This is a genomic window from Micromonospora sp. NPDC000668 (genome assembly GCF_042897975.1).
GTDB lineage: Bacteria > Actinomycetota > Actinomycetes > Mycobacteriales > Micromonosporaceae > Micromonospora.
Window position 1 is genome coordinate 1 of the sequence record NZ_JBIAYP010000005.1, and the last position, 26,019, is coordinate 26,019.

Annotated in this window: 25 protein-coding genes and 2 pseudogenes; 12 read left to right on the forward strand and 15 right to left on the reverse strand. The window is 70.1% G+C overall.

The features are described from left to right. Window positions 1-334, forward strand: a pseudogene (locus ACFY29_RS24650) (amylo-alpha-1,6-glucosidase); the annotation flags it as partial. A 198-nt stretch (window positions 335-532) separates the two neighbouring features. Here the strand turns inward: ACFY29_RS24650 and ACFY29_RS24655 are convergent. Next, a pseudogene (locus ACFY29_RS24655) lies at window positions 533-708 on the reverse strand (transposase); the annotation flags it as partial. 124 nt (window positions 709-832) lie between these two features. On the opposite strand from ACFY29_RS24655, the gene ACFY29_RS24660 reads away from it, so the two are divergent. From ACFY29_RS24660 to ACFY29_RS24670, 3 genes are all read left to right on the forward strand, one after another. Continuing rightward, complete coding sequence (locus ACFY29_RS24660) at window positions 833-1,426, forward strand: RNA polymerase sigma factor (protein WP_386989957.1); 594 nt, start codon at window positions 833-835, stop codon at window positions 1,424-1,426. Then, window positions 1,423-2,427 (forward strand): CU044_5270 family protein, encoded by a 1,005-nt coding sequence (locus ACFY29_RS24665; protein ID WP_386989959.1) that lies wholly within the window; start codon window positions 1,423-1,425, stop codon window positions 2,425-2,427. Before ACFY29_RS24660 ends, ACFY29_RS24665 begins: the two co-directional genes overlap by 4 nt. A gap of 194 nt (window positions 2,428-2,621) precedes the next feature. Next, on the forward strand, window positions 2,622-3,911 hold the full coding sequence (locus ACFY29_RS24670) for a D-alanyl-D-alanine carboxypeptidase family protein (RefSeq protein WP_386989961.1): 1,290 nt from the start codon (window positions 2,622-2,624) through the stop codon (window positions 3,909-3,911). 251 nt (window positions 3,912-4,162) lie between these two features. On the opposite strand, the gene ACFY29_RS24675 is transcribed toward ACFY29_RS24670, so the two are convergent. Beyond that, a complete protein-coding gene (locus tag ACFY29_RS24675; RefSeq protein ID WP_386989963.1) occupies window positions 4,163-4,393 on the reverse strand; it encodes a hypothetical protein in 231 nt (76 codons plus the stop codon). Further along, window positions 4,390-5,241: an aromatic acid exporter family protein gene (locus tag ACFY29_RS24680; RefSeq protein ID WP_386989965.1), complete on the reverse strand. Its 852-nt coding sequence runs from the start codon at window positions 5,239-5,241 to the stop codon at window positions 4,390-4,392. The genes ACFY29_RS24675 and ACFY29_RS24680 overlap by 4 nt, the downstream gene beginning before the upstream one ends. Window positions 5,242-6,044: 803 nt before the next feature. Between ACFY29_RS24680 and ACFY29_RS24685 the strand changes: the two genes are divergently transcribed. From ACFY29_RS24685 to ACFY29_RS24695, 3 genes are all read left to right on the forward strand, one after another. Further along, window positions 6,045-6,410 (forward strand): metalloregulator ArsR/SmtB family transcription factor, encoded by a 366-nt coding sequence (locus ACFY29_RS24685; RefSeq protein WP_328417870.1) that lies wholly within the window; start codon window positions 6,045-6,047, stop codon window positions 6,408-6,410. 74 nt (window positions 6,411-6,484) lie between these two features. After that, on the forward strand, window positions 6,485-8,125 hold the full coding sequence (locus ACFY29_RS24690) for a SulP family inorganic anion transporter (protein ID WP_386990794.1): 1,641 nt from the start codon (window positions 6,485-6,487) through the stop codon (window positions 8,123-8,125). Between the two features lie 31 nt (window positions 8,126-8,156). Beyond that, window positions 8,157-8,474: a hypothetical protein gene (locus ACFY29_RS24695; protein WP_386989967.1), complete on the forward strand. Its 318-nt coding sequence runs from the start codon at window positions 8,157-8,159 to the stop codon at window positions 8,472-8,474. Window positions 8,475-8,579: 105 nt separating this feature from the next. On the opposite strand, the gene ACFY29_RS24700 is transcribed toward ACFY29_RS24695, so the two are convergent. After that, window positions 8,580-8,789, reverse strand: a complete 210-nt coding sequence (locus ACFY29_RS24700) for a DUF2795 domain-containing protein (protein ID WP_328417874.1) — start codon at window positions 8,787-8,789, stop codon at window positions 8,580-8,582. Between the two features lie 547 nt (window positions 8,790-9,336). Between ACFY29_RS24700 and ACFY29_RS24705 the strand changes: the two genes are divergently transcribed. The 3 genes from ACFY29_RS24705 to ACFY29_RS24715 all read left to right on the forward strand — a co-directional run bounded on the left by ACFY29_RS24705 (window position 9,337) and on the right by ACFY29_RS24715 (window position 11,057). Beyond that, a complete protein-coding gene (locus tag ACFY29_RS24705) occupies window positions 9,337-10,389 on the forward strand; it encodes an NADP-dependent malic enzyme (protein ID WP_386989969.1) in 1,053 nt (350 codons plus the stop codon). Then, complete coding sequence (locus tag ACFY29_RS24710) at window positions 10,386-10,733, forward strand: metalloregulator ArsR/SmtB family transcription factor (RefSeq protein ID WP_328417878.1); 348 nt, start codon at window positions 10,386-10,388, stop codon at window positions 10,731-10,733. Before ACFY29_RS24705 ends, ACFY29_RS24710 begins: the two co-directional genes overlap by 4 nt. 237 nt (window positions 10,734-10,970) lie before the next feature. Further along, complete coding sequence (locus tag ACFY29_RS24715) at window positions 10,971-11,057, forward strand: hypothetical protein (RefSeq protein ID WP_386990796.1); 87 nt, start codon at window positions 10,971-10,973, stop codon at window positions 11,055-11,057. Between the two features lie 171 nt (window positions 11,058-11,228). Here ACFY29_RS24715 and rraA read toward each other — a convergent pair whose 3' ends face one another. The 5 genes from rraA to ACFY29_RS24740 form a co-directional block, all read right to left on the reverse strand. Then, window positions 11,229-11,711: a ribonuclease E activity regulator RraA gene (rraA, locus tag ACFY29_RS24720; protein ID WP_386989971.1), complete on the reverse strand. Its 483-nt coding sequence runs from the start codon at window positions 11,709-11,711 to the stop codon at window positions 11,229-11,231. A gap of 162 nt (window positions 11,712-11,873) precedes the next feature. Next, a complete protein-coding gene (locus tag ACFY29_RS24725) occupies window positions 11,874-12,266 on the reverse strand; it encodes a universal stress protein (RefSeq protein WP_386989973.1) in 393 nt (130 codons plus the stop codon). Then, window positions 12,263-13,765 carry a tripartite tricarboxylate transporter permease gene (locus ACFY29_RS24730; protein WP_386989974.1) on the reverse strand — a complete coding sequence of 501 codons (1,503 nt, stop codon included), beginning with the start codon at window positions 13,763-13,765 and terminating at the stop codon, window positions 12,263-12,265. Before ACFY29_RS24730 ends, ACFY29_RS24725 begins: the two co-directional genes overlap by 4 nt. Next, the gene (locus tag ACFY29_RS24735; RefSeq protein WP_386989975.1) at window positions 13,765-14,493 is read right to left on the reverse strand and encodes a tripartite tricarboxylate transporter TctB family protein; all 729 of its coding nucleotides are present in this window, start codon (window positions 14,491-14,493) and stop codon (window positions 13,765-13,767) included. Before ACFY29_RS24735 ends, ACFY29_RS24730 begins: the two co-directional genes overlap by 1 nt. Window positions 14,494-14,498: 5 nt before the next feature. Further along, window positions 14,499-15,506 (reverse strand): Bug family tripartite tricarboxylate transporter substrate binding protein, encoded by a 1,008-nt coding sequence (locus ACFY29_RS24740; RefSeq protein ID WP_386989977.1) that lies wholly within the window; start codon window positions 15,504-15,506, stop codon window positions 14,499-14,501. Between the two features lie 111 nt (window positions 15,507-15,617). On the opposite strand from ACFY29_RS24740, the gene ACFY29_RS24745 reads away from it, so the two are divergent. Both ACFY29_RS24745 and ACFY29_RS24750 read left to right on the forward strand, forming a co-directional pair. After that, window positions 15,618-17,273, forward strand: a complete 1,656-nt coding sequence (locus tag ACFY29_RS24745) for an ATP-binding protein (RefSeq protein ID WP_386989979.1) — start codon at window positions 15,618-15,620, stop codon at window positions 17,271-17,273. Next, a complete protein-coding gene (locus tag ACFY29_RS24750; RefSeq protein ID WP_355610451.1) occupies window positions 17,270-17,941 on the forward strand; it encodes a response regulator in 672 nt (223 codons plus the stop codon). Before ACFY29_RS24745 ends, ACFY29_RS24750 begins: the two co-directional genes overlap by 4 nt. Window positions 17,942-18,169: 228 nt before the next feature. Here ACFY29_RS24750 and ACFY29_RS24755 read toward each other — a convergent pair whose 3' ends face one another. The 6 genes from ACFY29_RS24755 to ACFY29_RS24780 all read right to left on the reverse strand — a co-directional run bounded on the left by ACFY29_RS24755 (window position 18,170) and on the right by ACFY29_RS24780 (window position 25,943). After that, window positions 18,170-19,381, reverse strand: coding sequence for an MFS transporter (locus ACFY29_RS24755; RefSeq protein ID WP_386989983.1), 1,212 nt, complete (start codon window positions 19,379-19,381; stop codon window positions 18,170-18,172). Next, window positions 19,378-20,811 carry a hypothetical protein gene (locus ACFY29_RS24760; protein ID WP_386989985.1) on the reverse strand — a complete coding sequence of 478 codons (1,434 nt, stop codon included), beginning with the start codon at window positions 20,809-20,811 and terminating at the stop codon, window positions 19,378-19,380. Before ACFY29_RS24760 ends, ACFY29_RS24755 begins: the two co-directional genes overlap by 4 nt. Continuing rightward, entirely contained in the window at window positions 20,808-21,890 is a 1,083-nt protein-coding gene (locus ACFY29_RS24765) for a hypothetical protein (RefSeq protein WP_386989987.1), read from the reverse strand. The genes ACFY29_RS24760 and ACFY29_RS24765 overlap by 4 nt, the downstream gene beginning before the upstream one ends. A gap of 226 nt (window positions 21,891-22,116) precedes the next feature. Beyond that, window positions 22,117-23,772, reverse strand: coding sequence for a thiamine pyrophosphate-binding protein (locus tag ACFY29_RS24770; protein WP_386989989.1), 1,656 nt, complete (start codon window positions 23,770-23,772; stop codon window positions 22,117-22,119). Between the two features lie 13 nt (window positions 23,773-23,785). Beyond that, window positions 23,786-24,547, reverse strand: a complete 762-nt coding sequence (locus ACFY29_RS24775) for a cyclase family protein (RefSeq protein WP_386989991.1) — start codon at window positions 24,545-24,547, stop codon at window positions 23,786-23,788. A gap of 466 nt (window positions 24,548-25,013) precedes the next feature. Next, window positions 25,014-25,943: an ROK family protein gene (locus ACFY29_RS24780; RefSeq protein ID WP_386989993.1), complete on the reverse strand. Its 930-nt coding sequence runs from the start codon at window positions 25,941-25,943 to the stop codon at window positions 25,014-25,016. Window positions 25,944-26,019: the final 76 nt, after the last annotated feature.

Sequence of the window (26,019 nt, forward strand, 5' to 3'; positions counted from 1 at the left end):
ACGCCGCTACGGCTTCACCCAGGAAGCCGCACACATCGCCCAGGGCATCATCGACGCAGCCGAGTTCTTCGACGGTCGACTGCCAGAGGCCTTCGCCGGACATGACCGGGAGCTGACCAGATATCCCGTGCGATATCCGACGGCTTGCAGTCCGCAGGCGTGGTCGACGGGCACCCCTTTGCTGCTGCTGCGGACCATGCTCGGGTTGGAGCCGCGCGGGGAGCACATGGTGACCAGACCGGCGGTGCCCCGAGAGATCGGCCGGATCGAACTGCGGGACATCCCTGGCCGGTGGGGTCGCGCCGACGCCTTCGGACGCGGGCGCATCGGCTGAGAGCCGACGGTGCTCAGGCGGCGTGCCGCGCGGCCATGTCGACGACGCGGAAGGCGGCGGCCACGACCAGGACGAAGGCCACCGTCGCGGCCACCACCTGCAGCGCGGCGAGCGCCACTGCCCACCGAAGGTGGTCAACCCAGCTCGACCATGCGTCGGTCTCCAAACCCGGGTGGGCTCGCAACCCAGCTAGGGCGTGATCCGCTGCGGGGAGGTGTGTAGCCTCCGGCCGAAACCAACAGGTGATGACCACCGCCAGAATGAGGCGGCCGTCGGCTGCCGGTGGCAGCGGCGCCGTCGCGAGGGCGGTGCGCGACCGGTTGATGTCCGGTCGCCGCAGGCGAGGGCGTCATAAGTACTCCGTAACCGCGGCGGTCGGCGACCCCGTCCACGCACACCCGTCGAGAACTCGATACGGCGCTGGAGGAGAGACAGGGTGTCAGATCGTCCGTGGACGGGAGGTCCATTCGTGAGTCGACTCAAACAGAACCTTCCACCGTGGTGACCGCGGTGGTGGGCGGTGGCGTCAGCGATGCCACGGCCATCGCGGCGTCCCGGGGTGACGCCGAACAGTTCGGGGTGCTGTACGACCGGTACGCCGCCCAGCTCTACCGATACGCCCACCGGCGGATCGGGCCGGAACGCGCCGAGGACGTGGTCGCCGAGACCTTCCTCGCCGCGTTCCGGCGGCGGGGGGCCTACGACCTCACCCGCACTGACGCCCGACCGTGGTTCTTCGGCATCCTCACCAAAGAGATCGCCCGGCACCGCCGGGCCGAGGAGGCCCGCTACCGGGCCATGGGACGGGCCGGGAGCGGCGACATCGCCGACGGGTTCGCCGACCGCGTCGCCGCCTCGGTCAGCGCCCAGGCGAACCGCCGCCCGCTGGTCGACGCGCTACGCCGACTCTCTCCCGGCGACCGCGACGTGCTGCTGCTCGTCGCCTGGAGCGATCTCAGCTATGAGGAGGTCGCCGAGACCCTGCACATCAAGATCGGCACGGTGCGCTCCCGACTGCACCGCGCCCGCCGGAAGCTGCGCGACGCGCTCGGCTACACCAACCCCGCTGACTTCCCCGAGGTGGACCGATGAACGACCTGAAGACCCTGGACGAATTCGGCAGGACGCTCGACCCGGACACGGCCGGCCCGCCGGCCCGGCTGCGACACCGCGTGCTGACCGAGGCGAGGCATCCCCACGGCCGGTTCCGGGCGCCCCGGTTCACCGCGCCCCGGTTCGGTTGGCGCATGGCCGCGGTGGGCGGGATGGCGGCGGTGCTCACCGCCGGCGTCCTGGTCACCCAGGTGGTGCCGATGGACGGCCAGGCCCCGGCGTCCAGTGCGTCGGCCGCTGAGCGGATCCTGGCCGGCGCCGCCGCCCAGGCGCAACGCCAGCCCGCCGTCACCGTGCGGGGCAACCAGTTCGTCTACATCGAGTCGATTGCCACGGCGCTGAGCCGGAACGAGGCCGAGCCCGGGCCGGGGACGACCAGACCGACGCAGCGCCAGATCTGGCTCTCCGCCGACGGCACCCGGGACGGGCTGCTCCGCGAGCGTCCGCGCGGCGGCGCCGGTGACTGGGACGAGACCCCGCTGCCCGGCTGCCGCGACGGCAAGAGTGTCGCCACCAAGTACGGAAAGACCGCCGAGGTGGAGTGCACGCCCACCCCCGGCCACCACGCGGACGTGCCGACCGACGCCGACGCCATGCTGGTGTACCTCTACGCCAAGGGAGCGGGCACCAAGAACCCGCGCGACCAACAGGCGTTCACCGCAGCCGGCGACCTGATCCGGGAGGCGTACCTGTCGCCGGCGTCGCTCGCCGCGGTCTTCACCGCGGTCGCCAAGATTCCCGGTGTACGGGTGGTCGGCGACGTAACAGACGAGGCCGGGCGGGCCGGGGTGGCGCTGGCTCTGAACGAGGTGCAGGGCTCCCGCACCGAGCTGATCTTCGACCGGCAGAGCTACGCGTACCTCGGTGAGCGGTCGGTGGTCGTCCGCGACCAGGACGGGATGAAGGCCGGACAGACGATCAACTCGACGGCGGTGCTGACCGTCGCAGTCGTCAGCAGCGCCGGCCAACTGCCAGAGTGACCGGTACGGGGCGAGCGGGCGCACGGGGCCTGCCCGCCCCGTACATCGGCACTCGGAGTACAGCAGGTCACACGGGTCGTCCATGCCCGAGCCAGGCGCTGCCGGCTCACCGGCAGCGCCCACGTCAGTGATACCAAGATCAGCGCGCCGCCGATGTTAGGTTCGCCGGCATGCCACACGGGGGAGATATCAGGATGCTCGACTCTGCCACGACCCAGGTGATCGAACCGGTCCCGCCACAACCGCCGAGTCGGCGTCGCGCACGCGGCCTCTCGGTGCTGATCAGTGGCCTGCTGACCGTGCTCCTGGCCGGTACCGCGGTGGTCGCGGTCGAGCCGCTGCGCCGCCCGTTGCCCGCGCCGACCGTCACGCGGACCCTGCCGGCGTCAACGATCATCCCCGGCACGCCCCCGGCGGTGCCGTGGCCGAAGACCGGGCAGGCTGCCCTCTCGGTCGAAGGGCTGGGCTCGCTCGGCACGTCGGGCGGGAGCAACCCGGTGCCGATCGCGAGCGTGGCCAAGGTGATGACCGCGTACCTCATCCTGACCGAGCACCCCCTCAAGCGAGGCCAGCAGGGACCGAAGCTCACCGTCAGCGCAGAGCAGGCAGCCGCATACCCGAGAGAGCTGGCGCGCGGCGAGTCCCTCGTGCCGGTCGTCGCGGGCGCGGTCTTCACCGAACGCCAGGCACTCCAGGCGGTGCTGCTCCCGTCGGCGAACAACATGGCGCGGATCCTCGCCGCCTGGGACGCCGGCAGCGTCGAGGCCTTCGTCGCCAAGATGAACGACACCGCCGCCGCGCTCGGCATGACCCACACCCACTACACCGATCCGGCCGGGCTCGACCCGGACACCATGAGCACCGCCGTCGACCAGGTGATCCTGGCCCGCAAGGCGATGCAACTGCCGGCGTTCGCGGAGATCGTGGCGCAGAAGAAAGCCACCCTGCCCGTCGCCGGCACCGTGCAGAACTACAACTCCCTGGTCGGCCAAGACGGCGTCGTGGGGATCAAGACCGGGTCCACCGACGAGGCCGGCGGCTGCCTCGTCTTCGCCGCCGTCGTCAAGGTCGGCGGCCGTAGATTCACCATCGTGGGCGCTGTCCTGGGGCAGCCCGGCGCCAACACCCCTGTGCAGCTGGACCGGGTGTTCCGGGCGACCCGTCCGCTGGTCCGCACCGCCGCCGCCGCGATTACGGTGCACCCGATCGTCCAGGCCGGCGATCAGGTCGCCACCGTGCGGGGGCCGCTCGGCGCCAGCACGACGATCAACGCGTCGCAGGACCTGACCGTGGTGGGGTGGCCCGGCATGCGGGTAAGGCTGGACATCGACATCCCGGCCGTACCGGCACGGCTGCCGGCCAAGGCCGAACACGGCCGGGTCAGCGCGGTCGTCGGCGAGGGCACGCCGGTCGCCACCGCGCTACGCACCGGCGTACGGCTGGAGCCGCCCAGCACCTGGGATCGCATCCGACAGCACCGCTGAGCCGACGGCGCTCTGGCCCGACGCCACCGGCCAGGCGCTCGGGCGGCATGAGTCTCACGGAGTCGTCGCCCTGGGCTTGTCGAATGGATCGGGGTAGCGGACGCCGAGGGGCCGGAGCGACGTCGAGGTTGGCGTGCTGGTCGTCAGATGCGGACAGGTTGGTGGAGTGTTGGCGGGGCTTCTCGGTGTCCACGGAACCGGTGCGGTGGTGGTCGACCTGCGCCATATGACGACAGCAACAGGTTGTTTAGTCAGCTCGCGTCGGCCGTCAACCCCGCCTGCCGATTTGCCTCTGCCTTCAGCACTCCGGATGCTTGGAGCACTTCGCTGATGGCAAGACGTAGCCGCGAAGCGAGCACCTTCCCGCAGAACCCAATATCCTCGGCGCTGGCTTGGTTGACTTCCTCGATGGCCTGCTGTGCCCGTGCGCGCGCAAGGTCGGGCTCTCGGCCGGCGAGGAAGTCGCGATGCAGCAGCCTCACCGCCTGGCTGAGGTGCTCGATCGACGCTGGAAGGCTGGCCGGTATCGGCTCACGCTGCCGTGGCGTCGATACGACCCAATGCGACATCTCTCGGCTGTTGGAATAGGCGTATTGGAGGTGCTGGGATGCTGGTAGCGGCGCAGAATTCCTAATCGTCGCCACCGCCAGGGTGAGAGAACCGCGATCTCCGCCGCCGCAGCGACCATCTCGACCGTCTTGTTTCTCTCCTCCTCTGCCGCAACCAAGCGCTGCGAGGCGCCCTCGGCCTGTCGAACGTCACGCTGCTCCAATGCCTGAGCGGCAGCCGTGAGACTACGTGCGAAGACATCCAGCGTCGGGCCGGCAGAGCGATTGACGACGCGGACGGGGTTGGCCGGAATGATCAGCAGCGCCACGGCGATCGCGGTCGTCCCTCCGATCAGCCCGTTGACGGTCCGCGCCACAGCCAGCTGTGAATGTTCCGCAGACAGCGTTCCCAGCAGCAAGGCGGTGCTTCCTGCATGCACCATGACGGCGCCGCTCCCGTGGATCAACGCTGCCGACGAGATCGCAAACGCCACGATCAAGGCGGTTTGTACAGGTCCCGTCCCGATGACCTGGAGGATCAACTGTCCGATCAGCACCCCAACAATCACCCCGGCGATAAGTTCCGCCGCTCGCCTGATCCGATTGCCAAGAGCCGCTGCGATCGTGCCGATCGCGGCGGCAGGCGCAAACAACGGCTGCGGATTGTGCAGCACGTCGCGCGCGATGAACCAGGACAGACCGACCGCTGCACCCGCTTGAACCGCGATAATGAGGTAGGTGCGAAGCCGCTCGTAAGCCCCCCGGCTTTCTCGCCACACCATCTCCTCTCCCAGACTCCGATCTCGGCTACGCACGTTCAACCTCCGAGGAGCAACGGAGGCGCGGGGTCATGTCTGCGGTCACCGCTCGGGGTGGTGGTCATGCGAGGTGTGGCCGGGCACGCTGATGCAGCGCTGGGCTGGTAGCGACTTGCGCATGGGGCAGGCCCGGGATTCCGGGCCCTCGGGGCACGGATGCCCCAGCTCACGGACCGCCTGGCTGATTTCGTGGGCCGCTTGAGTGCTTCTTGGTCCGAGGCCACGGCTCCATTCTCCTGGATCCCATTCGCCTGGTCCCGGCATCAACGGAATGGATCTGGTAAGGAAGCCCGTGCAGTCAAACAGGGGCCGCCGTGCAGCGACTCCCCGTGTCCCTGGAGGGGCGGCCCCCGCATACTCCACGCCGCATCCCCGCCACGGCCGGTGGTGACTCGCGCTACGACCCTACGGCCGCCGCGCCCCGGCTGGCCGCCGGCCGACCAGTTCTCGCCACCCGCCGGCCGGTCATCTCCGGCGGCCCGGGTTCCTCGGGCTTGCGCGCCAAGCCGCCGGGCACCGGCGGGGCGCAGCGGCCGCGGAGCGCGAGCCCGGCTGTCGAACTCAGCGGAGCCGCGGTGACCCGCTAGGTGCGGCAAGTCGTTGGGCGATGCCGGGTGGTTGAAGGGTCGGTACTGGGGTTTCGGGCCTGGACCATGTGCGCGGGGTCGGCGCCGGAGTGTCGAGGATCACTTCGGGCGGGGCTGCGGTCACTCAACCATATGAAGAGGTCTTCAATTGCCAAATTGCTAGTCATGCTGGGAGGGCGTGTGGCGCTACCGCTGTACGAGAGAAAAGCGGAGTTCTTCCGCACGCTCGGGCATCCGGTGCGTATCCGGGTACTGGAGCTGCTCGGCGATGGGCCGATGCCGGTTCGGGATCTGCTGGCTGAGGTGGAGATCGAGGCGTCAAGCCTGTCTCAGCAGCTGTCGGTGCTGCGCCGGGCCGGGATCGTGACGTCCCGGCGGGACGGGTCGGCAGTCATCTACGCACTCGCGGGCCCGGACGTGGCCGATCTGATGCGGGCGGCCCGACGCTTCCTCACCGAGATGCTGACAGGTCAGGCTGAGCTGCTTGAGACGCTCCGCGAGGACCAGGACAACGCCGACGACCCGTCGCTCCCGGTGCCGCGGTGAGCGCCGCCGCCCTCGCCCGCTCAACCTGGCGCCGGGTGGCTGTCCTGCTGCCGACGAAGGCGGATGTCGCCGCGATGCGTCGGCAGCCCCGCCGCGACCTCATCGCTGGGCTCACGGTTGCGGTGGTCGCGCTGCCCTTGGCGCTCGGGTTCGGGGTGTCCTCCGGCCTGGGGGCGGCCGCCGGCCTGGCGACCGCCATCGTGGCCGGGATCCTCGCGGCACTGTTCGGCGGGTCCAACCTGCAGGTGTCTGGGCCCACCGGCGCGATGACGGTGGTGCTGGTGCCGATCGTGGCGACCTACGGACCCGGAGGTGTGCTCACCGTCGGTGTGCTGGCGGGCGTGATTCTGCTGGCTCTGGCCCTGCTCCGCGCCGGCCGATACGTGCGTTACGTGCCGGCTCCGGTGGTGGAGGGCTTCACCGTGGGAATCGCTGCGGTGATCTTCCTGCAACAGGTTCCCGCAGCGTTGGGGGTGCCGAACCCGGACGGCGAGAAGGTCGCTGCGGTGGCCTGGCGAGCGCTGGTCGAGTTCGCCAGCCACCCGAACTGGCCCGCGCTGATATTGGCGCTCGGGGTGGCGGCGGCGATGCTGGCCGGTGCGCGTTGGCGCCCCACGGTGCCGTTCTCGCTGATCGCGGTGGCCACGGCCACCGTACTCGGGCAACTGTTGTCGCTCAATGTCACCCGCATCGGTGTCCTGCCGGCCACCCTTCCCGTTCCCTCGCTGGGTTTTCTGGACCTGGCCGCGGTGCCGACGTTGTTCAGCTCGGCGTTGGCGGTCGCTGCCCTGGCTGCGTTGGAGAGCCTGCTGTCGGCGACCGTCGCCGACGGCATGACCGTCAACCAGCGCCACGACCCGGATCGGGAACTGTTCGGTCAGGGCGTGGCGAACTTGGTGACCCCGCTTTTCGGCGGTGTACCGGCGACGGCGGCGATCGCCCGCACCGCAGTCAACGTCCGCTCCGGAGCCCAGTCGCGGCTCGCCTCGCTGACCCACGCGATTGCCCTGGCGGTGATCATCTTGGTGGCCGCCCCGCTGGTGGCCTACATTCCGCTCGCCGCGCTGGCCGGGGTGCTGCTGGCCACGGCTGTGCGCATGGTCGAGGTGGGTTCGCTGGCCGCGCTGGCCCGCTCGACCCGCTCTGACGCTCTCATCATGGCTCTGACCGCGATCGCCACCCTCGCCCTGGACCTGATCGCCGCGGTGGGAATCGGCCTCGTCCTCGCTGCCGCCCTGGCCATCCGCAAGATCGCGCGTGCGGCTCGGCTGGAGGAGGTCCCGCTCGACATCACCGATCATCACGTCGAGGAGGCCGCCCTGCTCCGCGAGCACATCGTGGCCTATCGCTTCGACGGGCCGCTGTTCTTCGCCGCCGCCCACCGGTTCCTGCTCGAACTGTCCCAGGTGGCGGACGTGCGGGTGATCATCTTGCGCATGTCAAGGGTGTCGACGATCGACGGCACCGGCGCGCTCGTGCTGCGCGACGCGATCGAACGTCTCGAACACCGTGGCATCACGGTATACGTCTCCGGCGTCCCAGCCGGACACGAGAAGACCCTCGACGCGGTCAGCGTGCTCGACCGACTCCGCGCCGCAGACCGCGTTTTTCCCGGTACGCCAGAGGCGATCGCCGCAGCCCGAGCCCATCTGCATCACACCGGCGTCCTGGCCACCGCGCAGCGGAACGTACTCGACCCGCCCGGACGATCATGACGGCAGCGTTACCGCAGCCAGGAAGGCGGACATGGCGATGGAACCGGCCCGACGTGCGGCGTGGGACACCTATCTGACGTTGCGTGTCGGCCTGCTACCCGACCTTGACACGCTACCGGTGGGCGACCGAAGGGTCGCGGCGAAGCTTGCCGGGCTCGCGGTCCGCATCCACTGGCATGCCCCGCTGTGGGCCGACTACGGCAAAAGGCTCATCACCGTGGTCAGTCGTGCCCGCGAACTGCAGCGCGCCGGCGACCGTGCCGGCCTCACCGCCATGCTGCGGATCATGCTCCTGTGGCTGTTCAGACTCTCCCGAGGCGCAGTCCGGCTGCCGGGCGCCCAGCAATAGCCGACCGGGGTGTGGCGTTGGGAGCTTCTCCCTGCGTGAGCGGCCGCTGGAGACGACGCCGACGGACGGGCACGCCCCGGCATCCGGAGCGGGTGTGTGGCGAGATCAACCACCGATGGGTACGTCCGCCAGGTGGCGCCACAAGTCGCGGATGCTGCCGTATTCCTGGTCGGGCAGCCGCTGTAGCACCGCGATCACCTGCGGCCGGGCATGGCTGCTCGCGGCTGCGGCGAGCAGCTCAGCACGGCCGGCGCGGCCGGCGTCGAACGCCGTAGCGATGTGGCTGGCGAGTTCGGTGCGGGTGACTGAGAGCACGACTTCTCCTCGTTGATTGCCGGCCGCCCATCGGCGCCGAAGGGATGGTTGCCAACGCGAGGTAGTTCCGTTGCGGTAAGGCGGCATGGCCCGCCGTACGAGAGAAGGATCGGCGGGCCATGCCGGGTCAGCGCGCCGCTACGGCGCGGCGAGGTAACGGTGCACGGGGAGTCCGTTCCGCCTGACAGGGGTTGCGGGCGGAACGGACTCGGAGCTTTGCCATGAGCGGGGTCACCAGTCACGCCTTCACAGCATTGGCTTCCTGGCGCTCTGATGACTTGCTAACTTTAGCAAGTCATGAGATTCGTTTGGGTCGAAGGGTGGCCGGACCGGGAACTGGCTTACGCCGCACCGGTCCGGATGACCGACGCCTGGACGTCGCGGATCGCCGAGGAGTAGGCGGCGTCACCGGATGGATGCCAAAAGTGGAGGCCCGGCACGGCTGCAACGGCGGCCGGACCAGTTGGGGGCCACGGGCGGACCGCCGAACGAAAGCCAACGAGCTGACCCGGCCGCGGCTGGCGAGGTGACCGGGCGGCGTAACCGGGTGGCAGTGGTTACCGATGGCACGGCGGTGCTGGGCCTGGGTGATGTGGGGCCGGCGGCGGCATTGGCGATGATGGAGGGCAAGGCGGCCCTATTCGTCCACCTGGCCGAGATTGACGCGGTCCCGGTCTGCCTGGGCACCAAGCACCCGGACGAGTTCGTGGCGGCGGTGCGGGCTCTGGCCCCCTCGTTCGGGGGGATCGACCTGGAGGCGATTGCCGCGCCGGCATGTTTCGAGGTGGAGCGGCGGCTGCAGGAGGCGCTGGACATTCCGGTGTTCCACGACGACCAGCACGGCACAGCGATCGTGGTCCTGGCCGCGCTGCGCAACGCATTGCGGGTGGTGGGCAAGCGTGTGGAGTCGGCGCGGCTGGTCGTGGTCGGGGCCGGCCCGGCGGGTACGGCGACGGCGAGGTTGCTGGTGGCGGGCGGCGCCACCGATGTGGTGGTGGTCGTCCGGGGCGGGGTGCTGCACTGCGACGACATGCCCTGGTTGCCGCCGCACGAGGCACGGCTGGCCGAATTGACCAACCGGCGACGGGTCCGTGGCGGGCTGGCCGATGCCCTAGCGGGGGCGGACGCGGTGGTGGGATTGTCTCGGGCGGGGGTGCTAACCCGGGCATTGGTGGCGTCGATGGGCGAGGCGCCGGTGGTGTTCGCGTTGGCCGCCCCGGAGCCGGAGATTCGACCTGAGCTGGTGAGTGACATCGCCGCGGTGGTAGCCACTGGGCACGGCGACTACCCGAACCGGGTCGACAACGCGCTGGCGTTCCCGGGCGTGTTCCGGGGTGCGTTGGATGCGCGGGCGCCGCGGATCACGATGCCGATGCGGCTGGCCGCCGCTGATGTGCTGGCCGGGCTGGTGCCGCGGGAGGCGCTGTCAACCACCCGGCTGCTACCCGAGGTGCTCAACGAACAGGTGGCGCCCACGGTGGCCGGGGCGGTGGCGGCGGTCGCGGCCGAGCGGCGGCGCCGTGTCGCTCCGGCGGCCGGTGGCGTGCTCCGGCAGGACACGGCTCGTAACGTATCCCCGCAGGAAGGGGTGGGCCCGTGAGCACGCCGTTGTATCAGGCTAAAGCTGAGTTTTTCAAGATTTTGGGGCATCCGGCGCGGATCCGGACCCTCGAACTCCTCGCCGAACGGGAGCACGCGGTCTCGGAGCTGCTGCCGCAGGTGGGTATCGAGGCGGCGCACCTGTCGCAGCAACTGGCGGTGCTGCGCCGGGCGAACCTGGTGGTGACCCGCCGAGATGGTTCGACCGTGTACTACTCGCTGGTCAGCCCGCACGTAGCCGAGTTGCTGGCGGTGGCGCGGCGGATCCTGACCGAGGTGTTGACCAGTCAGGCCGAACTGCTGGGTGACCTGCGTGCCGCGACCGAGCGCGCTGAACCCTCGTGAACAAGCGGTCAAGGTCGGCAGCACGGTGGCCCTCATGAGCAGGAGCCGATGGCGTCGATGATCGGAGCGGACATTGGGGCTGATCGGCAAAATCCGCCGCGTAGGTCGGACGGCCGAACCCGCGCCCGAGGCCCCGGTGGGGCCGCTGCCGGCTCAGCCTGGTGTATGACCTCGAGCGGCATGGGGTACGGCTGGTGGCCTCGCCGCGGCACGCTGACGTGTTGACCGGTGTCCGACGTGGTGCCGGTGGACGTGCAGGTGCCGGGCTGCCCGCCGGAACCCGCTGCAATCGTGTCCGCCCTGCGCGGCTCGACGGGCCGGTGAACCAGACTGCCGCCGCCGAGGGTTGGACGCTCGGGGAGGGGCTGCCGCCCGGCGGGAACTCTTCGTGCAGCCCGCCGAGCTCGGGAAGCTCGCCCCCTCTCCGGCAGGGCGTCCCGCCGTCCCTCGTGGCCGTAGACAGCTCTCCGCTGGGAGGGAGCCCTCCTTCCATGCCTACGCGCGCCGGCCCAGGGGCAGGACGACGATGCCGTCGTCGTCGCTGTGAACCTCGGCGCCGGGATTGAAGGTGCAGTTTCCGAACGCCACCGGCACGTTCCGCTCGCCGGCCCCGGTCTTGGCGCTCTTGCGCGGGTTGGAGCCGAGCGCCTTGATGCCGATCGGAAGGGCGCGCAGGGCGGCGACATCGCGGACGGCGCCGTTGATCACCACACCCGCCCAGCCGTTCTCCGCCGCCATACCGGCGATCACGTCGCCCATCAGAGCCGTGTGCACGGACCCGCCACCGTCCACCACCAGCACCCGCCCCTCACCCGGTGCGGAGACGACCGACTTCAGCAGGGCGTTGTCCTCAAAGCAGCGCACGGTGACCGCCGGTCCGCTGAAGGCGTGGACTCCACCGAACTGGCGCAGCTGCGTGTCGCACGAGCCGAGTTCGTCCATGTACCGGTCGTAAAGGTCCGCGGTGGGGGCCTGCATGGTTCGTCCTTCTTCCACTTTGGGTGTCGGATCCAGGGGCGGTGACGGGCGTAGTCGGTGGCGGTGACGGCCGCTGGGTGCGGTTTGCGGCTGGCACGAGGATTCCCTTCCGCTCCGGCTGGTTCAGCAAAGGGTCCCCGCACACGGCAGGAAGCGTCGCACTTAGTCAACCTTGACGGCGAGCACCGGGCAGCGGGCGCCGAGCAGGATCTCCTGCGCGGTGGAGCCCATGATCATCTTGCCCACCGGCGTCCGGTGCCGGATCCCGATCACCACCAGCGACACGTCCTCGGACTTGGCCAGCTCGAGGATCTCATCGGCCGCGTCACGGCCCCGCACCAACTGCCGGACGCTGTGCCGCACGCCCAGCCCGGTCAACTCCCGGCGGACACGTTCGAGGTCGTGGTCCTGAGCGAACCGCGGGTCGACGTACGCCTCCCCGCGCGAGGTGTTGACCACGAGCACCGGCTCACCGCGGAACCGGGCCTGCTCAACCGCCGCGCACAGGACCGCCTCGCCCAACGCCGACGGCACGTACCCCACAAGCACGGTCACCCGGTCACCAACCTTTCCCGAAGCGGTCGTACGAGGAACCGGCCGAGCAGCGGCCAGAGCAGCACCACCAGCACGGTGGCGTAGATCAGCCAGGACACCCAGCCACCGAGCAGCCCGGAGAGCTCGCCACCGGAGAGCTGCAGCGCCCGCCGGCCCTGAAGTTCCGCCCGGGGGCCGAGGATCACCCCGACGATCAGCGGCAGGATCGGCAGCCCGAAGCGCCGCATCCCGAACCCAATCAGGCCGAGGGTGAGCAACAGGAACAGGTCGAACGGCTGGGCGTTGACCGCGTACGCGCCCATCGAGGCGAAGAAGACGATCCCGGCGTAGAGGTACGGCCGCGGAACCCGCAGCAGCCGGGCCCAGGCGGGCGCGAGGGGCAGGTTGAGCACGAGCAACAGCAGGTTGCCCACGAAGAGGCTGGCGATCAGGGTCCAGACCAGGCCGGACTCCCGTTCGAAGAGCAGCGGGCCGGGCTGGATGCCGTACTGCTGAAAGGCAGCCAGCATGACCGCGGCCGTGGCGTTGGTCGGCAGGCCGATCGCCAGCATGGGCACCAGCGTTCCGGCGGCGGAGGCATTGTTTGCCGCCTCCGGCCCGGCGACACCCTCGATCGCGCCCTTGCCGAACTCCTCCGGGTGCTTCGACAGCTTCTTTTCGGTCGCGTACGACAGGAAGGTCGGGATCTCCGCCCCGCCCGCCGGCAGCGCCCCGAACGGGAACCCATACGCGGTGCCGCGCAGCCAGGGCTTCCAGGAACGCTTCCAGTCCTGCCGACCCATCCAGGGGCGGCCCACCGGGATCACCTCGGCGGCCTTGCGCCGCAGGTGCGCGGCGATCCAGAGTGCCTCGCCGACGGCGAAGATGCCCACCGCGACCACCACCACGTCGATGCCGTCGGCGAGTTGCGGGATGCCGAAGGTGAGGCGCTGCTGGCCGGTCTGGTCGATCCCGATCACGCCGATGACCAGGCCGATCAGCAGCGAGGCGAAGCCGCGCACCCGGGACGCGCCGAGAACCGCGGTCACCGCCACGAACGAGAGCAGCATCAGTGCGAAGTAGTCCGGCGCGCCGAGGCTGATCGCGAATGCCACCACCGGTGGGGTGACCACGACCAGCAGCAGGGTGGCGATGGTGCCGGCGACGAAGGAGCCGATCGCGGCGGTGGCCAGTGCCTGCGCGGCCCGACCCGCCTTCGCCATCTTGTTGCCCTCGATCGCGGTCACCACTGAGGACGACTCGCCGGGGGTGTTCAGCAGGATCGAGGTGGTCGAGCCGCCGTACATGCCGCCGTAGAAGATGCCGGCGAACATGATGAACGCCTGCGTCGGCTCCATCCCGTAGGTGACCGGCAGCAGCAGCGCGACCGTCATCGCCGGGCCGATGCCGGGCAGCACACCGACAGCGGTGCCGATGGTCACGCCGAGCAGCGCGATCAGCAGGTTCATCGGGGTCAGCACATTGGCGAACCCGTCGAGCAGGTGGCCGAAATTGTCCATCAGAGGATTCCTTGCAGGACGCCGGCGGGCAGGTTGACGCCCAGCCCGATGGCGAACGTGTAGAAGGTGATCAGCGACAGGGCGACGGCGATCAGCAGGTTGCGGATGTAGTGCCGGTTGCCCAGCGCGAACGCCGAACCCCAGAACAGCAGGGTGCCGCTGATCACCCATCCGAGCCGGTCGATCAGCACCGCGTTGACCAGGAAGGCGCCGATCAGCAGGAGAACCGTCCGCCAGTCGATCGGGCTGCTCAGGTCGACGTCCTCGCCGGCTTCGGGCTCACCCGCGCCGCCGCGCGCCACGTCCACTGCGTAGATCGCGGCGACCACCAGCAGCAGTGCGCCGAGCAGGATCGGCACCGGCTTCGGCCCGATCGGGTCAGCGCTGCTGATCGCGTGCCCGATCCGGATCGCGTCGACGATGACCAGTGCGCCGACCACGGCGAGGAATGCGCAGACGCCGTACTGCGCCGGGTCCGGCTTCGCTGTCCGAGGCGCGCCGTCCGGCGCATCCGCAACCGGCGGCCGGTCGTCGGCCGCTGTTGGCCTCGCCACCGGGGGCAGGTCCGGCGTACGCTCCGCGGCCGTCTCGGTCTCCGTCGTGGGGGGCACCGGATCGGCGGCCCCCGCGGTCGGCTGTGCCGGGATCGGCGGTACGACGGGAGCGGTCGCCCCCGGCGCCGCCGGGCGGGGCGGCGGGTCGCCGCCCCGGTCCGGTCGGGTCGTCATGCCGGTCACGCCAGCCCGAGCTGCTTGAGCAGGTCGGCCACGGACGCGTCCTGGTCGGTGAGGAAGGTGGCGAAGGCGTCACCGGTCACGAAGGCGTCGTTCCAGCCCCGCTTGGCCAGCTCGGCCTTCCACTCCGCGGACTCGTGCATCTTCGTCAGCGCATCGATCCAGACCTTCTTGTCGCCGTCACTGATGCCGGGCGGGGCGACGATGCCGCGCCAGTTCGTGAAGACCAGGTCGATCCCGGACGCCTTGAGGGTCGGCACCTCTTTGAGCGCCTCAATCGGCTCCTCGCTGGTCACCGCGAGGACCCGGAGCTGGCCCGCCTCGACCTGGTCGAGGAACTCGCCGAAGCCGCTGGCGCCGAAGGCCACCTTGCCGCCGAGCACCGCCGGCAGCAGTTCGCCGCCGCCGTCGTACGAGACGAAGTTGACCTGGCGCGGGTCGATGCCGACCGTCTTGGCGAGCTGCATGGGCAGCAGGTGGTCCGGCCCGCCTGGCGAGGAGCCGCCGCCGACGGCAATCTTCTTCGGGTCCTTTTTCCAGGCGGTGACCAGATCGCCGATCGTCTTGTACGGCGAATCCTTCGGCACCACGATGGCACCGGCTTCCTCGATCATCTTGGCCAGCGGGGTCGTCTGGGTGAGCGTCGCGGACGACTTGGAGGTATAGGAGGCACCGACCACGCCCAGCCCCATCTGCATGGCGAGCTTGCCGTTGCCCTTCTCGTTCACCATCCGCTGGAGGCCAACGGTGCCGCCCGCGCCGGGCAGGTTGAACACCTGCACGCCGGTGGCGATCTTCGCGTCCTCCATCACCTTGGCGGCGGTGCGGGCCGTGGTGTCGTACCCGCCGCCGGGGGTGTTCGGCACCATGATCCGCAGGCCGGCGATCGGCTTCCCGTCATCGCCGGACCCGCCCTCGTCTTGTCCGGCGGTGGCGCCGCAGGCGCCCAGCGCCAGCGCCGTCGCGGCGGCGACACCCATGACCAGCATGTTTCTCCGAGTTGCCATCATGTTTCTCTTCCGTTTCGAAGGAGTCCGGCGGCAAGATGATGGCCTTCGGGCGGACTCCGTGTCTGCCTTCTGTCACCAGCGGAAATTGAGGTCTTTGTGGTCGCGATCATGTCCCGACGCCGCACCCTGGCCGGGCAACTGCTGGTCCTCCAGCTCGCGATCATCGTCGTGGTGCTGCTGGCCGTCGCCGCCGTGTCCCTGGCCCAGTCGGCAGCGACCTTCAACCGGGTGGAGGGCCGCCGCGTCGCCGCCCTCGGCGAGCAGCTCGCCGGCAACCGGCTTCTGCGCGACCGCCTCACCCAGCCGGCACCGGCGGAGACGATCGCGCCGCTGGTGCAGAACGTGCTGACCCAGGCCGGCGTGACCACGGTCAGCGTCGCCGACGCCCGCGGCCGGGTGGTCAGCTCCACCAACCCCACCCTGGTGGGCACCGCGGTAGTGCTAGGCGATCCCCGAGTAACCGACGGCCGTAGCTGGTTCGGCGAGCTGGAGGTCGACCGATCGCGGGAACTGGTGGCCCAGGTTCCGGTACTCGACGACCGCAAGGAAAACCTCGGCCGCTACCTGGGTGCCGTGGTGATCGGTGAGGCCTCGCCGACGTGGTCGCAGCGAATGGTCGGCGCCTCCTCGTACCTCCTCACCTATCTCGGCATCGCCAGCGCTCTCGGCGTCGTCGGATCCTGGCTGCTGGCCCGGCGGATCAAGCGGCAGACCCTGGGCCTGGAGCCGCGGGAGATCGCCGGGCTGGCGGAGCACCGAGAGGCGCTGCTGCACGGCATCGCCGAGGGCGTCATCGCGCTGGACCCGCAACTGCGGGTCACCCTGGTGAACGCCGTCGGGCGGCGGCTGCTCGACCTGCCCGAGCACTGCCTCGGCCTCAGCCTCGCCGACCTGCGCATCTCCGGCCGACTGCGGGACGTGCTGGCCGGCACCGGCGACGGTCCGGAGGCCCGCGACGAGGTCGTCGTCCGCGCCGGCCGGGTGCTGGTGATGAACCGGATGACGGTCAACAAGGACGGTCGCCGGCTCGGTTCGGTGACCACGCTGCGGGACCGCACCGAGCTGGCCCGGCTGGAACGGGAGATCGGGTCATTCCGCAGCACCGCGGAGCTGCTCCGCGCGCAGACCCACGAGTTCGCCAATCAGTTACACACCATCTCCGGGCTGATCCAGATCGGCGAGCACGACGAGGTGGTCCGGTACGTGGACGCGCTGAGCCGGCACCGGGCGTCGCTCGACCTGACCGTGACCAGCCGGATCCACGACACCGCGGTCGCCGCGCTGCTGATGGCGAAGTCCGCGGTGGCCGCCGAGCGTCGCGTGGAGCTGCGGGTCTCCGAACGGACCAGCCTGGCCCGGATGGAGCCGGAGATCACCGCGGATGTCGCCACGGTGCTGGGCAACCTGGTCGACAACGCCGTGGACGCCGTCGTCGACGGCCGGGACGCCGGCCCGGCCGCCGGCGGCACCGGCGCGGCGGACGGATCGGCCTGGGTGGAGGTTGAGCTGCGCCAGGACGCCTCGTCCGTGGAGATCATCGTCCGGGACTCGGGGCCGGGGATCGCCCCGGAGCTGGCTCAGGAAGTCTTCACCCAAGGCTTCACCACGAAGGCGGCGCAGGGCGGCGAGCGCGGTATCGGGCTGGCGCTCACTCGGCTGGTCTGCAACCGGCGCGGCGGGGAGATCACGGTGACGAACACCGAGGAGGGCGCGATGTTCACCGCACGGATGTCGGTGGCCACCATCCTGGAGGGAGTTCGTTGATCGACGTCCTGGTCGTCGACGATGACTTCATGGTCGCCCGGATCCACCGAGGGTTCGTCGAGCGGATGGACGGCTTCCGGGTCGTCGGCACCGCGGGCACCGGCGAGCAGGCCGTCGCCGCTGTCGACGAGTTCCGGCCCGACCTGGTGCTGCTCGACCTCTACCTGCCGGACATGTTCGGCCTCGACGTGGTGACCCGGCTGCGCGCCGCCCAACACGACTGCGACATCCTGGTGATCAGCGCCGCCCGGGAGGCCGAGGCGATCCGCCGGGCGGTCCGCTACGGCGCGGTCAACTATCTGCTCAAGCCCTTCGGGTTCGACGAGCTGCGCACCCGGCTGGAGCAGTACGCCGCGCGCCGAAACTCGCTGCGTGCGGCGGTGGTCAGCGACCAGTCCGACGTGGACCGGGTGTTGTCCCGTAGCAGCTCGCACGTCACCTCCGCCCTGCCCCGGGGCCTTAGCACTGAGACCGCGGAGCTGGTGGAACGCGCACTCCGGGAGAACTCCGGCACCCTCTCGGCAGCCGAATGCGGGGACCGGGTGGGAATCTCCCGGGTCAGCGCCCGTCGCTACCTGGAGCACTTCTCGGGTACCGGACGGGCGGCGGTGACCCTGCGCTACGGTGCGGCCGGCCGGCCGGAACGCCGCTACAGCTGGGTCGGGTGACGGGTGCTGCGGGCGTGCCAGCGGACCGCTGGCGGGACAGTAGCCGGCTGCTGCCGGGCTGGAAGAGACTGCACGCCCGGATCTCATGGTGGCCGCCGCAAGTATCACCCTGACGGTTGGCGGATTCCGCCAGCACGATGTCGGCTGTCGGGCGACGATCGCTCCTGTAGGGCCGGCCGTCTGGCTGTGAAGCAGGTCGGGAATCCCGGCCCAGCCTCGACCGGGCCATCACCTCGGTATGGGTCCAGCCGCTCGTTGGCGGGGCGTAGGTCGGCGCTCCGGGTGCACCCGACGGATCACCAGCACGGCCAGGCCCACCAAAACCGCACCGACGCCGGCCCACACTCCGAACGCGAACGCGGTGGAGTGGTCATTTGCCAGCACTCCGAGCGCGGGGCGGGCCACGGCGATGCCAACCCCACCTATGCAGGTCATCACCCCAAAGATCATGGCGCGCACCGCTTGTGGGGTGACTTCATTGGTGAAGACCTCCAGCACCGTCGTGCCCAGGGCGTAACCGAATCCCATCACCGGCAAAAACATGAACGGGCCGAGCCAGATCACCTGACTCGTGGCCACTAGAGCGGCAAGGATGAGGACGAACGCCGTGGTCAGGGCCAACCGGCGGTGCAGTTCGCCCGTGTACCCGGCCACCAACCCACCCAGCACTGAGGCAGCCGCGAACGCGGCATACATCCACCCGGCGACCCGCACGGACATGCCCAGTTCCAGCGCCAACGGCTGGAACAGAATGCGGGCGCTCCACCCGACCAACAGCAGCAGGGCGCCCAGCCACACGGCCCGGCGCACCCTCGCGTCAGCCGCCGCGCCACGAATGTCCGCCATCACCGAGGTGAGCGTGGAGACCACCCGCGGCCCGCTGACTTCCGGCAGGGTGAACGCGAGCACGAGCGCCACTCCAGCCAGGACAGAGGTGACGGCGAACGGCAGCCGTGGATCCACCTCGTACAGGTAACCGGCAGTCAGGAGTGAGAGCAGTATGGACACATGGCCGGTGGCCCGGACCAGCCCGAAAGCCTTGGACGGGTTGACGTCGAGTTCGTCGTGGGCGCACAGTTCGTACAGGTAGGTGCTGGCCGCCCCAGATGTCAGCGCCCACAGCACACCCCACAGCACCCATGCCCCGATCAGCAACTGCACGGACTGGATCTGGGTGATCACCGCGAACGTCAGCACTGTCCCACCGGTCAGGGCCAGGTAGGTGCGCCGCCGCCCGATCAGGTCCGCGACCACTCCCACCGGGAACTCACATACCACCGAGACGAGCCGGAATACCGCGTCGGCAAGCACTGCCGTTGTCAGCGGGAAGCCCAGGTCCAGCAGGTAGATAAGCCAGATCGGGAACCAGAACTGCACCTCGAGCAGGAACTGGGTGGCCGCAAAGGTGCGTATTGAACGGCTGCGAAGCGCTGTCCTCATGAGCCGTTGTCGCGACGGAAGAACAGGTACACCATCACTAGCAGCACTGAGACCAGTCCAGAGGTAATGAGGATAGCGTCCGCTGGCTGTGCGGCGATCCACTCCATTGCGGAGGACTGGCCCAGGTCGTATATTGCCGTGCCCGGATCGCTGGCTATCGACCGTCCGAACTCGGTCACCGCCAAGGCCGTGCCGAGGATCGACGTCACACCGATGCCCAACAGGATGAGGTCGGTGAACATCGTCGACCGAGCTGTGCGCCTCGAGGCAAGTTCGGCCAGGCGTCGGTCGCAAATCTCGATCTTGAACCGCACCGGCTGCTCCAGGACGTTCTCGTAGTCCCAGAACTCGAGGATCGCGTCCATCTCCACGCGTACGGCGCGCTTGAGGTATTTCGACAGGTCGCGGCGCTCCATGATGATCAGCTCGGCCCGCTTGCTCAGGCTCATCAGCTGCCCCTTGAGCTGCTCGAGGTCCCAGCGGGAAGCTGGCGCCGCTGAGTCGGCCACGATCTTCGACAGGCGGGTGTCGATGCGGTCCAGAACACCGTAGAACACCTGCGCGTAGCGCAACGCGTCCCACTGGTCCCGGAACGGGTCACCGGGCAACATCCGACCGCCCGCACCAGTTCGATCCATGAAGATGTAGTTCAGCCAGCGCACGAGGTGGTCGAGGTCGCCGTCCAACAATCGGTCCGCCGGGGTCGTGTCGCCGTCTCCGGCCGTCACCACGTCCTTGACCCAGTGCCGCACCACCCTCTCGATACCCGACTCTGACGGGTCCACCACGAGGCTGCGGGTGACCCACAGCGACTCGCCGAACTCCGCCGTCACCGGGTCGTCCGCAGGTGTGGCCGCGACGAGGATCTGCTCGTCGCGGTCGGCCTGGCGCAGTAGGTCGAGCACCGGATTCAAGTATCGCCGAACGGTCTCACGCGCCACCCGCTCACCCATCGTCACCGCGCGGGCCTGGAGGTCGTCGAGGTGGGCCTCGAGGCCGTCGTTGGGCTCGGTAAGCGACCGTTGCACGTCTGCCAGCAGCTCCAGCAGCATCAGGCCGTGGTCGTAGAGTCGAAAGCCGATCTCGGTGACCCCAACGTGCAGGGCGTCGGTGGCCCCGTCGAACTCGCCCGGCAGGTGCTCCGGGGCCAGCTTGCCGGTGAGGACGTGAAACGTGCGCTCCAACGCGTGGTCGCTGATGGTGCGGTAGAGGTTCAGTGAGCTGGTGGCCCTGGTGTGTTCCAGCACGACAGCTGGGGACGTCCCGGGGCCCTCCTTCACAGAATCGGGGACCAGGAGCTCCAGCAGCTCGTCTACGGCCGGCTGCTGCTTGGCCCAGAACTGGGCGTAAGCCCTGGGATCGCGCAGAGATGCTCCGGGCACGGCGTAGTAGTCCACCACCACTGGGGCGAGGATCCGCAGCTCGGTCATCGCCCTTCCGCCTCGATTTGCAGGGCACGGGCGTCCACGTAGAGGACGCGGCCCTTCGCCGGGCCATTGGTGACCTTCACCTCGACGAGGATGTTTTCGGAGGGTGTTCCGGCGGAGCCGACGAACTCCTTGGGCCAGGTGAGCACGCGTGCCCGCGTACCTCCCGGGGCAAGCAGCACCAGCTTCCCATCGGCGTTCAGCAGTTCCACCAAACCCGTCTTACCGGACGGGGTCAAGGTAACGTCCCTGACCGCGGACGGCTCGAGCTCCGAGACGATCTCCTCGTACGCCGGGCCCTGACGCATCTTCGCCAGTTCCTTGTTGAACTCTTTCATCACGGAGGTGGCCGCACTAGTGTCCGCCATCATGAAGTGCAGGCCCTGCACCGAGTGCACCAGCGGGCCGCCGTCCTGCAGGTAGGCAAAGTTCCCGGCGTCCCCGGCGAAGGCCGGATCGGTCAGCACCGCGTGGCCGGAGAGCAGACCTTCGGCGAGTAGGTCGATCCTGCCATCGGCCAGAGCCCGGAAGCCATCCAACGCTGAGTCGAACTCCACGAAGTCGGTCACCGCCGACTCCAGTTCGTGCCAGTAGTCGTAGCCGGCGATCCTGCCCACCCGCAGCGCGCTCAGGTTCGCAGCCGGGGAGATCTGCGGCTTGCCGCCACGACGGTCGTAGAACAGGACGTACTCGAAGTCGATGAGTGGATCGGAAATCAGGAAATTGGCGCCCCGTGATCCGCTGCTCACCAGTGGAAACACCCCGACAGCGGAGCCCGAGGCGACCTGTTCCTCGGCAAGGGACCACGACGTGTAGCTGATCTCGGGGGAATACCCAGATCTGTTGAGGACCTCGACGACCAACTTCGTGACCGGTCCACCGTCGGGCAGCTCAGGCCCCACGAACGGAGCCCACGCTCCACTGGAGATCAGCACCGGCCGGGAGGGAGAGACGGGGGAAGAGCGCAGCTTGACGGCCACGATCGCCCCGGACACGACCACCGCCATCGACAGGACCAGGACCATGCCCCAATTCCGTAGCGGTTTCAGCAATGCGGATAGCGTGCGCGAGTGAGGGGACACGGCCAATCATCCTATCCGGACGACGCCACCAGGGATGCCGGCGCCGATACGAGCGGGCGCTACCGCCGAGTCCTGGAGCAGGCCGGCTATCAGGTCGACGCGGACCCGCTCGGCGAGAACATGCTCTTGAGAGCCCGTCTTGTGCTGGTTGGACTCCGCGCCCCGGTCGGGTTCCCGCCCTGATTCCGGTTACGCCGCCCCGCGTCGCCGTACGCACGGCGGTGGCTCAGTGGCCACGGAACGCCTCCTCCAGCCACCAGGAGCCGCGCGCGGCGCAGACCTTGGCGTCGACCACCAGCGGCCGGGTACGGGGACCAGCGAGCCAGCGGCGTACCGGCTCGAGATCGTCGACGGTCCGGACGGTCAACCCGTCGCAGCCGTAACCACGGGCGATCGCGGCCAGGTCGGTCTCGGGGAAGGTGACCGTCTCCAACGGGTGCCCGTCCGGGCCGAAGTGGTGCACCTCGGCGCCGTACGCCGCGTCGTCGTAGATCACCACGAGGAGGGGTAGCGCCAGCCGGACGGCGGTGACCAGTTCGGACGCGGACATGACGAAGCCACCGTCGCCGACCGCGGCGACGGTGAGCCGGTCCGGCCGGGCGACCGCCGCGCCGAGCGCACTGGCCAGGCCGAGCCCGATCGACTGGAACGCCTGGGTGAAACAGAAGCCGGCCACGTCCGGCACGTCGAGCCACATCGACGGGTAGCCCATGAAGTTGCCGGAGTCGACCACCACCGTCCGGTCGGGCGGCAGCAGGTCGTCCAGGGCGGCCGAGAGCGTCCTCGGGTCGATCGTCGCCGCGCCGGCTCGCGCCGACCCACCCTCGTCCCGGTACGGGACCGTCCGCCACCGGCCGTGGTCGCGAATCCGTTGTGCCAGCTCCGGCGTACGCCAGCCGCCGGTCCCGGCGTCCACGGGCCTCGTGGAGCCGGCGCCCAGCCGACCGAGCACCGCCTCGGCGACCGCCGCTACCTCGCCGGCCACCGTCAGGTCAACCGGGCGGTTCACCCCGAACGCGGCCGGGTCGTGGTCTACCTGGACGACGACGGCGGAGGGCGGGATCAGTTCGCCGTGCCGGGTGGTCCACATGTTCAGCGTGCTGCCCCACGCGACAACCAGGTCCGCCGCGCCGATCAGCTCGACGGCGAGCGGGGTGGCGAAGCCGCCGGCCACATCGATGTTCCACGGGTTCCCGGCGAACAGTCCCTTCGCCGCAGCCGAGACCGCGAGCAGCGCGCCGGACGCGTCGGCGAGCCGGGTCAGCGGTTCCCGGGCCGCCCGGGCGCCCCGACCCGCGATGAAGACCGGTCGACGTGCGGCCTGGAGCGCGGCCAGCAACGGCTCGACCTGCGGGGCGGTGGCCGGGGTCGGCGCGACCGCAGGGACCGGGCCGGACCACGGTTCGGTCACGGTGTGCTGCACCTCCAACGGGAGGCCCAGCACCACCGTCGCGCCCCGGGCGGCGGCCCGGTACGCCGCGCCCGCGTCCTCGGCCGCGTGCGTCGCGCATACCCGGTGGAAGTCGGCCCCGACCGAGGTGGCGAGCGCCGGCAGGTCGATGAAGAAGTTCGACCGGGGCGCGGTCGCCTCCGGGGCCAGGACCACCATCGGGGTACGGCTCTTCGCGGCCTCGGTGAGGCCGGTCAGCGCGTTGGTGACGCCCGGACCCTGATGCACCGAGAGCAGGCCCACCGTCCCGGAGGTGCGGGCGTACCCGTCCGCCATGCTCGCCGCGCCGCCCTCGTGGGCCGCCGCCACGAACCGGGCGCCGGCCGCCACAAGCGCGTTCGTGACATGGAAGTTGCCGCTGCCGACCACCCCGAAGACGTACCGTGCGCCGTGTCCGTACAGAACCCGCCCGACCACCTCGGCTACCCGCATCTGTGGCCCGGTCCTACCGTTCGACCAGCGCGAGGACCCGGCACGGGCTGCCGGACCCGGAGACGATCGGCAGTGGTCCGGCAATCACCACCGCGCCGGTCGCCGGCAACTGCGCCAGGTTACGTAGCTGGGTCAGGCCGTACTTATCCTGGCCGAGCAGGAACGAGTGGCACGGGAACGGCGGGTCGAATGAATGCGCAGCGCCCGCGTCGGTCCCGACCGTCTCCACCCCGACGCCCTGGATCGGCGACTCCTCGGCCAGCCAGCGGGCGCACTCGACGGAGATGCCCGGGGTACGCCCGGCGTTGGCGTACCGCTCCGGGTCGTCGCCGTACGTGTCCCAGCCGGTGCGGTAGAGCAGCCAGCCACCGGTGGGAAGGGCACCGTGTTCCGCCTCCCACGCCTTGATGTGCTCGACCTCGAGCAGGAAGTCAGGGTCGGCGTCGGCGTCGGCAGCGTGATCGATCACCACCGCCGGGGCGATCAACTGGCTCACCGGAACTTGCGACACGTCCGCGCCCTTTTGACCGGTGGCCCAGTGCACCGGGGCGTCGAAGTGGGTGCCGGTGTGCTCGCCGGTGGAGAAGTTGTTCCAGTACCAGGCCGGACCGCGGTCGTCGTACCGGCTGATTTCGCTGAGCCGGAACGGCCAGGTCTGGCCGAACTGCTCGGGCAGACCCAGGATCGGGGTCTGGTCCGAGAGCGGAGCGGTGAGGTCGACAACCTGGATCCGGCCGCTGGAAAGAGCGGCGACAAACTCCTGCAGCACCGTCATGCGGCGACGGTACACCGCGCTCCCGCTCCACGATGGACCCTCGAACGGGGGCGTGTCAGCGGCGCTGCCCCGCCCCCGCGGCTCGTAGGCCGGGGAGCGGCTCCCGGGCCCCGCCGTGCGGCGCGGTCGTCGTACGCCCCCGGCGGTGGCCGCGCATTCCGGACGGGGGTGGTCCTCGCACACGGAGGCCCCGGCTGCAGGTCTTCATGCTGGCATGTTCGGTGAGTTCGCTCCCCTGGCGAGTTGGACGCTACCTCTGGGGACAGGTTCTGGAGGCGAACCTGACCCCGGTCCTCCTCTCGACGCGGACAGCATCCCGAAGTACCGCAGGGTGGTCCCCGCGAACGACAGTGGCAACGCCCCGTCATCGCCGCCTTGCCCGGCGCCGGCTGGTCGACACGACTAACGTCCTCGTGCCGCCAGCTGGCGTACCGCGTCCAGGCGACGAAATTGGCCCGGCGGTGGGTCAGTGCGGGGCAGACACCGCCTCGCGGGCCAGGATCACCGCGCCGAGCAGGGCGGCGTCGTCGGGGAACCCGGAGCGGACGACCTCCGGCGGGTACGGCAGGACCTCGGCCATCCGCTCGACCAGCATTCCCCGGATCAGGTCGCTGCCGGTCACCCCACCGACCAGCACCACCCGCTGCGGATCCACCAGCAGGCAGCAGGTGACCAGGTGGCGGGCCAGCTCGTCGACCCGGGCCAGCAACGCGTCCCGGATCCCGCCGGGCTGTCCGGCCCGGACGGCGAGCCCGGCCGCCCCACCGGGCAGGACCAGTTCCTCGGCGAGCTGATCCAACGCCCGACCGGAGAAGGTCGCCTCCAGCATGACGCCGGGCCGGGCGGCACCGGCGACGGCGTACCCGATCTCGCCGGCCGCGCCGTGGTGACCGGACAGCACCTCCCCGCGTACCGTGACCGCCGCCGCCACGCCGGTGCCGAGTCCGACCACCAGGCCGGGGTCGGCGTCGCGCAGCGCGCCGAGCCGCAGCTCGGCCAGGGCGGCGGCGTTCAGGTCGTTGTCGACGGCCACCGCCGGCACGTCAAGCCGCTTCCGGACCGCCTCGGCCAGCCGCAGCCGGTCCCAGCCGGGCACGTTCGGCGCCAGGTCGATGCCGTCCGGCCGGACCACCCCGGGCGAGGCGATGCCGGCCGCCGTCAGCGGGCCGCCGACCTGCGCCACCAGCTTCGCGGCCAGCTCCAGCGCACGGTCCAGGGCCTGCGGGGCACCCTGCTCGGCGTACGTGAGCACCCGCTCCCGGGCCAGCAGCCGGCCCTGGCGGTCGGCCACCCCGACCGCCATTTTGGTGCCGCCGAAGTCGATGCCGAGCAGCAGCGGGCCGGTGCCGGTCGGTGCGACAGGCTGAGCGGCCTGGCCGGCGAGCCGGACGTTCATCGGTCCCGCCATTCGGCACTGGGGCTGGCGGGCGTCGCGCCGGGCCGTCGCGCGCTCACCGGGCAACCGGCGGTCA

What these genes read in the sequence shown, in the direction of transcription:
- ACFY29_RS24665 (WP_386989959.1), top strand. Translation starts at nt 1,423, where the DNA reads ATGAACGACCTGAAGACCCTGGACGAATTCGGCAGGACGCTCGACCCG.
- ACFY29_RS24670 (WP_386989961.1), top strand. Translation starts at nt 2,622, where the DNA reads ATGCTCGACTCTGCCACGACCCAGGTGATCGAACCGGTCCCGCCACAA.
- ACFY29_RS24680 (WP_386989965.1), bottom strand. Translation starts at nt 5,241, where the DNA reads ATGGTGTGGCGAGAAAGCCGGGGGGCTTACGAGCGGCTTCGCACCTAC.
- ACFY29_RS24690 (WP_386990794.1), top strand. Translation starts at nt 6,485, where the DNA reads ATGCGTCGGCAGCCCCGCCGCGACCTCATCGCTGGGCTCACGGTTGCG.
- ACFY29_RS24695 (WP_386989967.1), top strand. Translation starts at nt 8,157, where the DNA reads ATGGCGATGGAACCGGCCCGACGTGCGGCGTGGGACACCTATCTGACG.
- rraA (WP_386989971.1), bottom strand. Translation starts at nt 11,711, where the DNA reads ATGCAGGCCCCCACCGCGGACCTTTACGACCGGTACATGGACGAACTC.
- ACFY29_RS24730 (WP_386989974.1), bottom strand. Translation starts at nt 13,765, where the DNA reads ATGGACAATTTCGGCCACCTGCTCGACGGGTTCGCCAATGTGCTGACC.
- ACFY29_RS24735 (WP_386989975.1), bottom strand. Translation starts at nt 14,493, where the DNA reads ATGACGACCCGACCGGACCGGGGCGGCGACCCGCCGCCCCGCCCGGCG.
- ACFY29_RS24740 (WP_386989977.1), bottom strand. Translation starts at nt 15,506, where the DNA reads ATGGCAACTCGGAGAAACATGCTGGTCATGGGTGTCGCCGCCGCGACG.
- ACFY29_RS24745 (WP_386989979.1), top strand. Translation starts at nt 15,618, where the DNA reads ATGTCCCGACGCCGCACCCTGGCCGGGCAACTGCTGGTCCTCCAGCTC.
- ACFY29_RS24755 (WP_386989983.1), bottom strand. Translation starts at nt 19,381, where the DNA reads ATGAGGACAGCGCTTCGCAGCCGTTCAATACGCACCTTTGCGGCCACC.
- ACFY29_RS24760 (WP_386989985.1), bottom strand. Translation starts at nt 20,811, where the DNA reads ATGACCGAGCTGCGGATCCTCGCCCCAGTGGTGGTGGACTACTACGCC.
- ACFY29_RS24770 (WP_386989989.1), bottom strand. Translation starts at nt 23,772, where the DNA reads ATGCGGGTAGCCGAGGTGGTCGGGCGGGTTCTGTACGGACACGGCGCA.
- ACFY29_RS24775 (WP_386989991.1), bottom strand. Translation starts at nt 24,547, where the DNA reads ATGACGGTGCTGCAGGAGTTTGTCGCCGCTCTTTCCAGCGGCCGGATC.
- ACFY29_RS24780 (WP_386989993.1), bottom strand. Translation starts at nt 25,943, where the DNA reads ATGAACGTCCGGCTCGCCGGCCAGGCCGCTCAGCCTGTCGCACCGACC.